The following is a 12,971-nucleotide window of genomic DNA, read 5'->3' as shown; positions in this document are numbered from 1 at the left end:
CGGTACGGGAGACACCCCTTTTCCCGCATAACACGAGGACGTGACTGGCCCCGCCCAACCCCGTAATTTCCGCGCGTCACCCAAGGGAAATGCAGGGAAAGCAGAGGAAACGCCATGGACAAGAAGATGCACGACAAGGGCCTGGAAGTCCGCAAAGCGGTGCTGGGGGAAGCCTATGTCAACAACGCCCTGAAGAACGTCGACGATTTCAACCGTCCGTTCCAGGAGATGCTGAACGAATATTGCTGGGGCACGGTGTGGGGCCGCGAAGAGCTGCCGCGCAAGACCCGCAGCATGCTCAACATCGCCATGATCGCGATCCTCAACCGCCAGCACGAATTCCGCGCGCATCTGAAGGGCGCGCTCACCAACGGCGTCACCCGCGAGGAGATCCGCGAGATCCTGATGCAGGTCGCGATCTATGGCGGCATGCCCGCCGCCGTCGACAGCTTCCGCATCGCGCGCGAGGTGTTTTCGGAAATCGACGGCAAGGCGTGAGGGCGCGCCGATCTCCGCTATCGTCCCGGACAAGCGAAGCGCTGATCCGGGACCCATGACCACAGGACGATGTGGTTACGGGGACTCGGGGCTACACCGTCGCGCAACAACTCCTCCCTGGGGTTATGGGTCCCGGATCGGCGTGCGCTTTGGGCGCGCTTGTCCGGGACGACGGCGAGGATGACGCAACAACGACAAACAAAAGGAAACACAATGGACATCGGATTCATCGGCCTCGGAAACATGGGTTTCCCGATGGCGCGGCGGCTGATCGAGGCGGGACACAGGCTCGTCGTGTTCGACACGCGCAAGGAGGTCACTGGCAAGCTCGCGGCGCTCGGTGCCTCGGTCGCGAGATCACCGAAGGACGTCGCCGACCAGGTCGAGACCGTGATGGCGAGCCTGCCTTCGCTGCAGGCCTCGCTCGAGGTCGCCACCGGCGCGAACGGCGTGATCGAGGGCAAGCGCGCCAAGCGCTTCGTCGATCTCTCTACCGTCGGCTCGGCCATGGCCGTGAAGATTCACGGCCTCCTCGCCAAGCGCAACATCGTGCAGATCGACTGCCCCGTCTCCGGCGGCGTCGGCGGCGCCGAGAAGGGCACGCTGGCGGTGATGGTGTCAGGGCCGAAGGCCGAGTTCGAGCTGCTCAAGCCGGCGCTCGATGTGATCGGAAAAGTGTTCTTCATCGGCGAGAAGCCCGGTGCGGCGCAGACCATGAAGCTCGCCAACAATTTCCTGTCGGCCACCGCGATCGTGGCGACGTCGGAAGCGGTGGTGATGGGCGTCAAGGCCGGGCTCGATCCCGCCGTGATGATCGACGTCATCAATGCCGGCTCCGGCATGAACACCGCGAGCCGCGACAAGTTTCCGCGCTCGGTGCTGCCGCGCAGCTTCGATTTCGGCTTCGCCACGGGACTGATGGTGAAGGACGTCCGCCTGGCGCTGGAGGAGATGAAGCAGCTCGGCCTGTCGATGGAAGTCGCCGACGCGGTTGGACGGCTGTGGGAGACGGTGATCGCCGCGGAAGGCGCGGAGTCCGATTTCACCGCTGCGATCAAGCCGATCGAGAAGAAGGCGGGCGTCGTGGTAGGTGGAGCGAAAGGCGGATTGGCGGGGAAGTAACGCCTTGCACTCCGCTGTCGTCCCGGGGCGCGCGTAGCGCGAACCCGGGACCCATAGCCAGAGGACAGGGTTTGGCGAAGACTTGGAGTTGCCAGCTTCGCGCGACAACTTCGTCCTGTGGTTATGGGTCCCTGCTTTCGCAGGGACGACACCGAAGTTGTTGCACCGGCGTCGTCAACTCACAGCCACGGCGCGGGCGTATCCATCGCAATGAGCTGTTCGACTTCCACGCGCGGGCGCACCACGGCGTACTGATCGTCCTTCACCAGCACCTCGGGCACCAGCGGCCGCGTGTTGTAGGTGCCGGCCTGCACCGCGCCGTAGGCACCCGCGGTCATGATGGCGATGAGATCGCCGGGCTTCGGCGTCGGCAGCGTGCGGTCGAGCGCGAGATAGTCGCCGGTCTCGCAGACCGGACCGACGACGTCAGCCATGATGGTGGCGGCGCCCTTGGCAGGCTGCGTCACCGGCAGGATGTCGTGGTGCGCCTCGTAGAGCGTCGGGCGAATGAGATCGTTCATCGCAGCGTCGATGATGACGAAATTCTTGCCGTCGCCGTGCTTCACATAGATCACCTTGGCGACCAGGATGCCGGCATTGCCGACGATCATGCGCCCCGGCTCGAACATCAGCGTGCAGCCGAGATTGTGGCTGACGCGCTTGACCATGGCGGCATAAGCGGCCGGCGCCGGCGGCGCCTCGCGGTCCATGTCATAGGGAATGCCGAGGCCGCCGCCGAAATCGACGTGGCTGATATTGTGGCCGTCGGCACGCAGCGTCTGCACGAATTCGGAGAGGATGCGGAACGCGGTCTCCATGCCGGAGAGATCGGTGATCTGGCTGCCGATATGCACGTCGGTGCCGGTGACCTCGATGCCCGGGAGTTTCGCGGCGCGCGCATAGACCTCGCGCGCATGCACGATCGGGATGCCGAACTTGTTCTCGGACTTGCCGGTCGAGATCTTGGCATGGGTGCCGGCATCGACATCCGGATTGACCCGCAGCGAGACGCGCGCGGTCTTGCCCATCTCGGTCGCAAGCCGCGACAGCAGCTCGAGCTCCGGCTCGGATTCAACGTTGAGGCAGAGGATGTCGGCGGCGAGCGCGGCACGCAGCTCGATTTCGGTCTTGCCGACACCGGAGAACAGGATCTTGTTCGGCGGAATGCCGGCGGCCAGCGCGCGCTTCAACTCACCGCCCGACACCACGTCGGCGCCGGCCCCTAACTTGGCCAGCGTGCGCAGCACCGACTGGTTGGAGTTCGCCTTCATGGCGTAGCAGACCAGCACCTCTTCGCCGGCGAAGGCCTCGGTGAAGACGCGGTAGTGCCGCTCCAGCGTCGCGGTCGAATAGCAATAGAATGGCGTGCCGACGGTTTCGGCCAGCTCGGACAGGTTCACCGCCTCGGCGTGCAGTACGCCGTTGCGATAGTCGAAATGGTTCATGGCTTAGGCTCGGTTGTCCCGGCTTATTTCTTGCCGGGAGGTTCGTCCAGGAGCGGGTCGAGAATAAACGATTTCTTGCTGCCCTTGGCTGCCGCCGGCGCGGCATCCGCACCTGATGAGGTGGGATTGAACATGCTCGACGTCTTCTGGGCTGCGCTCTCGGACTCGGTTGGAGCTGCAGCGTTGGCCGTGGGCGCGTTGGAGGCCGTCGGCGGCAGATCCAGCGGCCCCTTGCGGCCGCAGCCGGCCAGCGCGAGCGCCGTCAGGCTCAAGACAATGATGGCCCACCCCGAGCCGGCCGGGCGAAACTTTGACGTCACGACGAAATCCTCACTACGCGGGCCGCACCATACAGAGATAAGCGCGCTCTGGCGAGAGCCGGATGATCATGAAACATCAGCGAAATTTCGCCCTCAGCCCTATTTCCGCTCTTTTTCCAGCCGCTTCGCCCAGGCCTTGGCCTGGGACACCACGTTCTTCGGCGCGGTGCCACCGAAGCTGGTGCGGCTCTTCACCGACGATTCGACCGAGAGCACGCCGAGCACATCCTTGGTGATTTTTGGCTCGATCGCCTGCATCTCCTTCAGCGGCAGCTCGTGCAGCGCCATGCCGCCCTCGGCGGCCTTGGCGACGATGCGACCGGTGACGTGATGGGCCTCGCGGAACGGCATCTTCAGCGTCCGCACCAGCCAGTCGGCAAGGTCGGTCGCGGTGGCATAGCCCTCGCCCGCGGCCGCCTTCATCCTGGCTTCGTCGGGCACGAGATCGCGGACCATGCCGGTCATGGCGCGGATCGCCAGGGACAGCGCGGCAAAACCTTCCATCGCGCCCTGCTTGTCCTCCTGCATGTCCTTTTGATAGGCGAGCGGCAGGCCCTTCATCACGATCAGCAGGCCGTTGAGCGCGCCGATGACGCGGCCGGTCTTGGCGCGCACGAGCTCGGCGGCGTCCGGATTGCGCTTCTGCGGCATGATCGAGGAGCCCGTGGTGAACTTGTCGCTGAGCCGGATCATCCCGACCAGCGGCGAGGTCCAGATCACGATCTCCTCGGCAAAGCGCGACATGTGCACGGCGCAGATGGACGCCGCCGACAACGTCTCCAGCACGAAGTCACGGTCGGAGACCGCATCGAGCGAGTTCGCCATCGGACGGTCGAAGAGAAGTGCCTTTGCGGTGGCGTGGCGGTCGATCGGGAACGAGGTGCCCGCGAGCGCGGCCGCGCCGAGCGGCGATTCGTTCAGCCGCTTGCGCGCGTCCTGGAAGCGGCCGCGGTCGCGCGCGGCCATCTCGACATAGGCGAGCAGATGATGGCCGAAGGTCACGGGCTGCGCGGTCTGCAGATGCGTGAAGCCGGGCATGACGGTGCCCGCGTGTTCCAGCGCGCGCTCGACCAGCGCCTGTTGGAACGCCGCGAGCGCGGCATCGGTCTCGTCGATGATGTCGCGGACGTAGAGACGGAAGTCGGTCGCAACCTGGTCGTTGCGCGAGCGCGCGGTGTGCAGGCGGCCGGCGGCCGGGCCGATCAGCTCGGACAGGCGGCTCTCGACATTCATATGGATGTCCTCGAGCGCCCGCTTGAACTCGAAGCCGCCCTTGCCGATCTCTGACAAAATCGTGTCTAGACCCTTGCCGATATTTTTCGCATCAGAGCCCGTGATGATGCCTTGGCTGGCGAGCATCGCAGCGTGGGCCTTGGACGCGGCAATGTCCTGGGCGAAGAGGTGACGATCGACGTCGATGGAGACGTTGATCTCTTCCATGATCTCGTCGGGGCGTTCCGAGAAACGGCCGCCCCACATCTTGTTGCTCATGATCCCCTGCTCACGCCTTGATTTGCCGCACGTTTGCCGGCCACTGCCGGCCGTACTAAGAGGCCCCTGATAGCCATATCTGCGACCGGATGACAAACGATATGCTCGACAAGACGCCCTCCGCCACGCGCCGGGTCCCCCTCGTCATCGCCACCGTGGCGATCGGCGGCTTGGCCGGCTTCGCCGCACTCTACGGGCTGGGCCTCAGCCGGTCGCCTGGCGGCGATCCAACCTGCAAGCCGGCGGTGGCGACGGCCCAGAAAATCGCCCCCCTCGCCCATGGCGAGCTGGCAGCACTGACCATGGCGAGCGCGCCCCTGAAGCTGCCCGACCTCGCCTTCGAGGACGCCGACGGCAAGCCGAAGAAGCTGTCCGATTTCCGCGGCAAGACGCTGCTGGTGAACCTGTGGGCGACCTGGTGCGTGCCCTGCCGCAAGGAAATGCCCGCGCTGGACGAGCTCCAGGGCAAGCTGTCGGGCCCGAATTTCGAGGTGGTGGCGATCAATATCGACACCCGCGACGCCGAGAAGCCGAAAAACTTCCTGAAGGAGGCCAATCTTGGCAGGCTGAGCTATTTCAGCGACCAGAAAGCCAAGGTTTTCCAGGATCTTAAGGCCATCGGCCGGGCCTTGGGCATGCCCACTTCGGTGCTGGTCGACCCGCAGGGCTGCGAGATCGCGACGATTGCGGGACCGGCGGAATGGGCGAGCGAGGACGCGCTCAAGCTGATCCGGGCCGCGACGGGCAAGGCCGCCGCGTCACTTTAAGGGGAAGATCAGGCGGTGACGTTGAGGTTGCCGCCGACACCGGGGCCGACATTGGCGAGCGAGGGCTGACCGGCGCCGAGCAGCGTCAGGACGGTGGATTTCTCCATATCCGCGTTCTGCTTGGTCAGCGTTGCCGCAATATTCGACTGCAGCGCGCCTTGCTGAGCGGCCAGCATGGTGCTGACCATTGCCATCATGTCCATTACGCGAACCCTCGTACTGGCCGCAGCCTAGGCGCGAGGGGTTAACAGGACATGAATTGTCACACAGTCGACCCACGACGGAACTGCCGTAGGGTGGGCAAAGCGTAGCGTGCCCACGCATTTTTCCGGCCATGATGAGGTGGTGGGCACGGCGCAAGTGCGCCTTTGCCCACCCTACGGCACCGTCGCCTCAGCGCGTCGGAACCGGCTTGGCGCCGCGATAGTCGTAGAAGCCGCGCTGGGTCTTGCGGCCGAGCCAGCCGGCCTCGACATATTTCACCAGCAGCGGGCACGGACGGTACTTGGAGTCGGCCAGGCCCTCATGCAGCACCTGCATGATCGAGAGGCAGGTATCGAGGCCGATGAAATCGGCAAGCTCCAGCGGGCCCATCGGATGGTGGGCGCCGAGCTTCATCGCCGCGTCGATCGCCTCGACATTGCCGACACCTTCATACAGCGTGTAGATCGCCTCGTTGATCATCGGCAGCAGGATGCGGTTGACGATGAAGGCCGGGAAATCCTCGGAGACCGCGACCTGCTTGCCGAGCTTGCCGACGAATTCCTTGGACGCCTCGAAGGTGGAATCGTCGGTGGCGATGCCGCGGATCAGCTCCACCAGCTCCATCAGCGGCACCGGATTCATGAAGTGAATGCCGATGAAACGCTCGGGCCGGTCGGTGGCGGCGGCAAGGCGCGTGATCGAGATCGAGGACGTATCGGAGGCGACGATCGCCTCCGGCTTCAGCACCGCGCAGAGCTCGTGGAAGATCTTGCGCTTGACCTCTTCCTTCTCGACCGCGGTCTCGATCACGAGGTCGCAATCGGCGAGATCGTCGAGCTTTTCGGCGGGCGTGATGCGCGCCATCGCCTTGGCCTTGTCGTCTTCGGAGACCGCCTTCTTGGAGACCTGGCGCGCCAGATTGCCGTTGATGGTCGCCATGCCCGACTTGAGGCGCTCGGCCGAGACGTCGTTGAGCACCACGTCGAAGCCGGCGAGGGCCGCGACATGCGCGATGCCATTGCCCATCTGACCCGCGCCGATCACGCCGACCTTCTTGATCACTGCCGCCATAATGTCATCCACCGGAACGGCGCGCATATCGCGCCTGCTATCCCCTGAGCCGGGAGGTCTGATTTGACCGGAAGTCCGATTTAATCAGAACCTTGGCTCGAAACCTAGATTGGATCGCTTCGAAGGCGTGCCCCACGCCAAAGAAAACGCCTCAGAAACGCAACACCGGCCGGAGTTTATACCTCCGGCCGGTGTTTTTGACGTCTTTTACTTGCCGAGCTTGCCGAGTTCGGTCGTCAGCTCCGGAACCGCCTGGTAGAGGTCGGCGACCAGGCCGTAATCGGCGACCTGGAAGATCGGCGCGTCCTCGTCCTTGTTGATCGCGACGATCACCTTGGAGTCCTTCATGCCGGCCAGATGCTGGATCGCGCCGGAAATGCCGACGGCGACGTAGAGCTCGGGCGCCACGACCTTGCCGGTCTGGCCGACCTGCCAGTCGTTGGGCGCATAGCCGGCGTCCACCGCCGCGCGCGAGGCACCGACGCCGGCGCCGAGCTTGTCGGCGAGCGGCTCGATGTACTTGGCGAAGTTCTCGCGGCTCTGCATGGCACGGCCACCGGAGACGATGATCTTGGCCGACGTCAACTCGGGACGGTCGCTCTTGGCAACTTCCTCGCCGACAAAGGTCGACAAGCCCGGATCGGCGGCGGCCTGAACGGTCTCGACCGCCGCGCTGCCACCCTCGCCCGCAGCGGCGAACGTGGAGGTACGCACCGTGATGACCTTCTTGGCGTCCTTCGACTTCACGGTCTGGATCGCGTTGCCGGCATAGATCGGGCGCTCATAGGTGTCGGGGGCGACCACCTTGATGATCTCCGAGACCTGCATGACGTCGAGCAGGGCGGCGACACGCGGCATCACGTTCTTGAAGCGCGAGGTCGCGGGCGCGACGATCGCGTCATAGCTGCCGGCCAGCGAGACGATCAGCGCGGCCAGCGGCTCGGCAAGATCGTGCGCATAGAGGTCGCCGTCGGCGAGCAGCACCTTCTTCACGCCGGCAAGCTTGGCAGCGGCGTCCGCCGCGGCCTTGGCGTTCTGGCCGGCGACCAGCACGTCGACATCCGCGCCGAGCGCGCTAGCTGCGGTCAGGGCCTTGTTGGTCGCATCCTTGAGCGACGCATTGTCGTGTTCGGCAATCAGAAGCGTCGTCATCAGAGCACCCCGGCTTCGTTCTTGAGTTTCGACACCAGCTCGGCGACGTCCTTGACCTTGACGCCGGCCTTGCGGCCCGCCGGTTCAGTCGTCTTGAGAACCTCGAGGCGCGCGGCGACGTCGACGCCGTAGTCGGCGACGGTCTTCTCCGCGATCGGCTTCTTCTTGGCCTTCATGATGTTCGGCAGCGAGGCGTAGCGCGGCTCGTTGAGACGAAGATCGGTGGTGACGATCGCCGGTCCCTTCAGCTTGACGGTCTGCAGACCGCCGTCGACTTCGCGGGTCACCTTGAAGTCGCTTCCTTCGACCTCGAGCTTCGAGGCGAACGTTGCCTGCGACCAGCCGAGCAGCGCGGCCAGCATCTGGCCGGTCTGGTTGCTGTCGTCGTCGATCGCCTGCTTGCCGAGAATGATCAGGCCCGGCTGCTCTTCGTCGGCGACCTTCTTCAGGATCTTGGCAACCGCGAGCGGCTCGACCGTGCCCTCGGCCTTCACCAGGATGCCGCGATCGGCGCCCATGGCAAGACCCGTGCGGATCGTCTCCGACGCCTGCGCAGGTCCGATGGAGACCACCACGACCTCGGTCGCCTTGCCGGCTTCCTTCAGACGCAGCGCTTCCTCGACCGCGATTTCGTCGAACGGGTTCATCGACATCTTGACGTTGGCGAGTTCAACGCCCGATCCATCGCCCTTGACGCGGACCTTGACGTTGTAATCGACCACCCGCTTTACCGGCACTAAGACCTTCATCGATCCTCTTTCACTCAATTTGGGAGGGGGGTTATCAACTGGCGCGGAACCTAAAGGCCCGACCTGCCCCGGTCAACGCGCGAGCGGGCCTAATTTTGGCCTTCTGAAATGCGCAGGGCCCCGAGGGTGGGCTCGATGGGTCAGCGATTCTGGCCGGGAACCCAGAGCACGTCGCCGACGCCGTTACCGTTGGCGGCTCGGCTGGCCACGAACAGGAAGTCCGACAGGCGGTTCATATATTGAATGCCAGCGGTGCTGACCGGCTCGCCCGGCCGGGCTGCCAGTTCCACGATCACCCGTTCCGCCCTGCGGCATATCGTGCGGGCGACGTGCAGATGGGCTGCGGCCGGCGTGCCACCGGGAAGCACGAAGGAGGTGAGCGGCTGGAGCTTGTCGTTGAGCGCGTCGATGTCGCGCTCGAGCCGCTCGACCTGGCTCGCCACCACCCGCAGCCGCTCCGCCTTGCCTTCACGCTCGGGCACCGCGAGGTCGGCGCCGAGATCGAACAGATCGTTCTGGATGCGGCCGAGCATCGCGTCGAGCTCGGGCATCTCCGCGGTGTGGAGCCTGACCACGCCGATCGCGGCGTTGGTCTCGTCGACGGTGCCATAGGCCTCGATGCGCAGATCGTATTTCGGCCGGCGCTCGCCGGTTCCGAGCGCCGTCGTGCCGTCGTCGCCGGTCTTGGTGTAGATGCGATTTAGCGTAACCATCTAGCGCCCCATCGCCCAGACCGCGACCATGGCGATGATGATCGCCACGAACTGCAGCAGCACGCGCCAGCGCATCAGCTTTTGCGATGTGTTGGGCGAGCCGCCGCGCATCATGTTGATGAGCCCGAGCAGCAGCACCAGGGCCACGGCGCCTGCCGCCACCGGCAGGATGAAAGTCGTCAGGAGAGATGCCATTGGAGGGTGATAACACCGTGCGCGCCGGTCCGCCATGGCGTTGGCGATCTGGCTTTTGAGCCCATAATGTCAGAAGCTGGTTGGATGATTTCAGATTTGCGAGAGCGACCCGTTCTCTTCACCTCTCCCCGCGCGCGGGAAGAGGGAGTGGCAGCAGCGGTATAGGTGCCACGTGAAAGCTATCCGCTACATCTACTGCGTCGTGATGGATGCGTTCTACACGTTCCTGGCCGATGACGGCTGGGCGATCGCCAGCCACATCGCGCTGTCGACGCTGATGGCGCTGTTCCCGTTCCTGATCGTGCTGACCTCGCTTGCCGGCTTCTTCGGGTCCAAGGAACTCGCCGACCAGGCCGCCAGCCTGATGCTGCAGATCTGGCCCAAGCAGGTCGCCGATTCGATCTCGGGCGAGGTCCATGACGTCTTAACCACGACCCGCACCGGCGTGCTGACGATCGGCGCAGCGCTGTCGGTCTATTTCGCCTCCAACGGCGTCGAGGCGCTGCGGGTTGCGCTCAACCGTGCCTATGCGGTGGTGGAGATGCGGCGCTGGTACTGGCTGCGGCTGGAATCGATCGGCTACACGCTGGTCGCGGCCTTCACCGCGCTCGCCATGGCGTTCCTGATCGTGCTCGGTCCGCTAATCATCGAGGCCGCGCGTGCCCACATTCCGCTGTTCGTCGAATCCAACGAGCGCATCCTCACCTGGCTGCGCTACGGCATCACCATCGGCGCGCTCGTGGTGGCGCTGATCATCCTCCACGCCTGGCTCCCGGCGGGACGGCGCAACTTCTTCCAGATCCTGCCCGGCATCGTCTTCACCATCGTGGCGTCGCTGATATCAGGCATCGTGTTCGGACAATATCTGGCGCGCTTCGCCAACAACTACGTGACCATGTATGCGGGGCTCGCCTCGGTGATCATCGCGCTGGTGTTCCTGTATTTCATCGCCGCGATCTTCGTTTACGGCGGCGAGCTCAATGCCGCGATCATCAAGTCGCGGCTTCCCCACGGCGTGTCGCTTCAAGCAGCGCAGTCGCTAGCGCCCGCGGAGACACAGGCTTGACCAGGAAGGCATCGGCGCCGGCCTCGCGCGAGGCGGCCTCATCCTCGCCGCGACCGGACACCCCGATGATCGGGATCCGAGCCAGCGGCGCCTCCATGGTGCGGATCCGCCGGATGGCCTCGACGCCGTCAATGCCCGGTAGCACCATGTCCATCAGCACGGCGTCGAACGCGCCCTGCGCCAGCCGGCCGACGGCGTCCTCGCCACGCCCGATGAACTCGGCATGATGGCCGAGCTCGGTCAGGATCGTGTTCAACACGACGCGGCCGAACGGATTGTCCTCGACGCTCAGAACGCGCAGCGCCGCGACCGCATCCGGTCCGGCTTCACCCTTTCTCTTGCGGGATTTGCCCGATCCCGCCGCGTCCAGCGATACCGTCAGCGTGAAGGTGGCGCCGCCGCCGCGGCGCGGGGCGACGGTGATGTCGCCGCCCATCGCACGCGCCAGTTGCTTGACCGAGGAGAGCCCCAGGCCGGCGCCGCCGAAGCGCGAGGCGATGGTGACATTGGCCTGCGTGAACGGGCGGAACAGACGCTTGATCTCGGCCATGGTCAGGCCGATGCCGCTGTCGGACACCGCGAAGGCCACGCTGACCCGGCCCTTGGCTCTGCTCTTATCCTTGTCCTTGGCAGGTGCGATCACGAGCGCCACGCCGCCCTGCTCGGTGAACTTCACGGCATTGTCGATCAGGTTCTCGAGCGCGGCGCGCAGGCGGACGGGATCGCCAACCACGAGGCCGGGAAGCTTGTCGGAGATCTCGACCTGGGCCTGGAGCCCCTTGGCCGCAGCGCGCCCCGCAAGCGAATCGCCGGAGCTGCGGGCGAGCGCCCTGAGGTCGAACAGGTCCTGCCGCAGCGTGCTGCCGCCCTTCCCGCCGGTTCTGGCGGCATCCACGAACAGCGTGGCGAGGCTCGCCAGATGCTCGGCACCGGCCTTGATGGTGTCGGCCCAGCGCCGTTCCCGTTCGCCGAGATCGGAGGTCGCGAGCAGGTCGCTGATCGCCAGAATGCCGGTCAGAGGGGTGCGGACCTCGTGGGCAAAGGCGGCGAGCGCCGCCTGGACCACGTCAGGCGCGACCGTCCTCGTGCTGCGCTTGCGCACCTGTCCAGCCGCCCCGGACCGCTTCCGAGGCGGTCGCCTGGACGTCCGCGTGGTGCGCGCTGGGCGCTTTTTCGCCGCCATGAATCCCCTTCGAAGTGTCCCTTCGAACCCCGGGCTGTTTGCCGAGCATGGCACGGGCAAACACCCGGAGTCACGGCGACGTTTCGCTAACCCCCAGAGAAACTTAACCTAATCCCACCAGCTGGCAGATGCCGTCCGGCGTGATCCCGGCCGCGCGCAAGGCGCGCAGACCGGTCGATTGGCTCGACTTCGACAGCTTCCGCCCCTCGTCGTCGCAAATCAGCCGGTGATGGCGATAGGCGGGTTCCGGCAGGCCGAGTAGGACCTGGAGCAGCCGATGGACGGACGTTGCATGAAACAGATCCTGGCCGCGCACGATTTCGCTGACGCCCTGGAGCGCGTCGTCGACGACAACGGACAGATGGTAGCTGGTCGGCGTCTCCTTGCGCGCAAGGATCACGTCGCCCCAGAGCTCCGGCCGCGCCGGAACGATGCCGCACTCGCCGCCCGGGCCCTCGCCGAGCTCGTTCCACGTCAGACAGGCGGCCTGCTGACAGGCAGCCGCCATGTCGAGCCGCAGCGCGTAGGGCGTGCCCGAAGCCATCAGGCGCGCACGCTCGTCGGCCGGCCGCGATCTGGCATCGCCGGGATAAAGCGGCGCGCCGTCGGGATCGCGCGGCCACGGGCCGTCCGCCTCGCGTGCGGCAACGAGCTTTGCGATCTCGGCGCGGCTTTCAAAGGCGGGATAAACGAGGCCAAGCGCCGACAGCTTGTCCAGCGCGGCGCGATAATCGGCGAGATGCTCCGACTGCCGCCGTACCGGAATCTCCCAGTTCATCCCGAGCCAGGCGAGATCCTCGTAAATCGCCGCCTCGAACTCCGGCCGGCAGCGCATCGCGTCGATGTCCTCGATCCGCAGCAGCATTCGCCCGCCGGTCTCGCGCGCCCGCTGGAAGTTCAGCAGCGCCGAGCAGGCGTGGCCGAGATGCAGGTGGCCGTTCGGGCTGGGGGCGAATCGGAAAACGGGTGGCGTCATCTGACAAATCTCGTCATGG

15 protein-coding genes are annotated in these 12,971 nt (G+C 65.4%); 4 read left to right on the top strand and 11 right to left on the bottom strand.

From position 1 onward, the window contains the following. Positions 1-114: 114 nt before the first annotated feature. Complete coding sequence (locus Q0743_RS03310; protein ID WP_091891246.1) at positions 115-498, top strand: carboxymuconolactone decarboxylase family protein; 384 nt, start codon at positions 115-117, stop codon at positions 496-498. A 213-nt stretch (positions 499-711) separates the two neighbouring features. Then, positions 712-1,620 carry an NAD(P)-dependent oxidoreductase gene (locus Q0743_RS03305; RefSeq protein WP_298240166.1) on the top strand — a complete coding sequence of 303 codons (909 nt, stop codon included), beginning with the start codon at positions 712-714 and terminating at the stop codon, positions 1,618-1,620. A gap of 179 nt (positions 1,621-1,799) precedes the next feature. Here Q0743_RS03305 and lysA read toward each other — a convergent pair whose 3' ends face one another. From lysA to argH, 3 genes are all read right to left on the bottom strand, one after another. Next, positions 1,800-3,065 carry a diaminopimelate decarboxylase gene (gene lysA, locus Q0743_RS03300; RefSeq protein ID WP_298240165.1) on the bottom strand — a complete coding sequence of 422 codons (1,266 nt, stop codon included), beginning with the start codon at positions 3,063-3,065 and terminating at the stop codon, positions 1,800-1,802. 23 nt (positions 3,066-3,088) lie between these two features. Further along, complete coding sequence (locus Q0743_RS03295; RefSeq protein ID WP_298240164.1) at positions 3,089-3,385, bottom strand: lipoprotein; 297 nt, start codon at positions 3,383-3,385, stop codon at positions 3,089-3,091. Positions 3,386-3,484: 99 nt separating this feature from the next. Beyond that, positions 3,485-4,876: an argininosuccinate lyase gene (gene argH / locus Q0743_RS03290; RefSeq protein WP_298240163.1), complete on the bottom strand. Its 1,392-nt coding sequence runs from the start codon at positions 4,874-4,876 to the stop codon at positions 3,485-3,487. A gap of 101 nt (positions 4,877-4,977) precedes the next feature. Between argH and Q0743_RS03285 the strand changes: the two genes are divergently transcribed. Beyond that, positions 4,978-5,643, top strand: coding sequence for a TlpA disulfide reductase family protein (locus Q0743_RS03285; RefSeq protein ID WP_298240193.1), 666 nt, complete (start codon positions 4,978-4,980; stop codon positions 5,641-5,643). An 8-nt stretch (positions 5,644-5,651) separates the two neighbouring features. Here the strand turns inward: Q0743_RS03285 and Q0743_RS03280 are convergent, their stop codons facing one another. From Q0743_RS03280 to Q0743_RS03255, 6 genes are all read right to left on the bottom strand, one after another. Then, on the bottom strand, positions 5,652-5,846 hold the full coding sequence (locus Q0743_RS03280) for a hypothetical protein (RefSeq protein WP_008543352.1): 195 nt from the start codon (positions 5,844-5,846) through the stop codon (positions 5,652-5,654). 190 nt (positions 5,847-6,036) lie between these two features. Continuing rightward, entirely contained in the window at positions 6,037-6,918 is an 882-nt protein-coding gene (locus tag Q0743_RS03275; RefSeq protein WP_298240162.1) for a 3-hydroxybutyryl-CoA dehydrogenase, read from the bottom strand. Between the two features lie 207 nt (positions 6,919-7,125). Then, positions 7,126-8,070, bottom strand: coding sequence for an FAD-binding protein (locus Q0743_RS03270; RefSeq protein WP_298240161.1), 945 nt, complete (start codon positions 8,068-8,070; stop codon positions 7,126-7,128). Next, positions 8,070-8,819, bottom strand: a complete 750-nt coding sequence (locus tag Q0743_RS03265; protein WP_018646529.1) for an electron transfer flavoprotein subunit beta/FixA family protein — start codon at positions 8,817-8,819, stop codon at positions 8,070-8,072. The genes Q0743_RS03270 and Q0743_RS03265 overlap by 1 nt, the downstream gene beginning before the upstream one ends. Before the next feature lie 140 nt (positions 8,820-8,959). Next, a complete protein-coding gene (locus tag Q0743_RS03260; protein ID WP_298240160.1) occupies positions 8,960-9,532 on the bottom strand; it encodes a cob(I)yrinic acid a,c-diamide adenosyltransferase in 573 nt (190 codons plus the stop codon). Continuing rightward, positions 9,533-9,727, bottom strand: coding sequence for a twin transmembrane helix small protein (locus Q0743_RS03255; protein ID WP_298240159.1), 195 nt, complete (start codon positions 9,725-9,727; stop codon positions 9,533-9,535). A 172-nt stretch (positions 9,728-9,899) separates the two neighbouring features. Here Q0743_RS03255 and Q0743_RS03250 point away from each other — a divergent pair, with 172 nt between their 5' ends. Then, positions 9,900-10,793, top strand: coding sequence for a YihY/virulence factor BrkB family protein (locus Q0743_RS03250; protein WP_298240158.1), 894 nt, complete (start codon positions 9,900-9,902; stop codon positions 10,791-10,793). Here Q0743_RS03250 and Q0743_RS03245 read toward each other — a convergent pair. Both Q0743_RS03245 and gluQRS read right to left on the bottom strand, forming a co-directional pair. After that, a complete protein-coding gene (locus Q0743_RS03245; RefSeq protein ID WP_298240157.1) occupies positions 10,720-11,976 on the bottom strand; it encodes an ATP-binding protein in 1,257 nt (418 codons plus the stop codon). The genes Q0743_RS03250 and Q0743_RS03245 overlap by 74 nt on opposite strands. A gap of 103 nt (positions 11,977-12,079) precedes the next feature. Continuing rightward, entirely contained in the window at positions 12,080-12,952 is an 873-nt protein-coding gene (gene gluQRS / locus Q0743_RS03240) for a tRNA glutamyl-Q(34) synthetase GluQRS (protein ID WP_298240192.1), read from the bottom strand. Positions 12,953-12,971: the final 19 nt, after the last annotated feature.

Origin of the sequence: uncultured Bradyrhizobium sp. (genome assembly GCF_936943645.1) — a bacterium.
Lineage (GTDB): Bacteria > Pseudomonadota > Alphaproteobacteria > Rhizobiales > Xanthobacteraceae > Bradyrhizobium.
The sequence above is the reverse complement of the archived record's forward strand: the minus strand, read 5'-3'. Positions and strand labels throughout refer to the sequence as shown.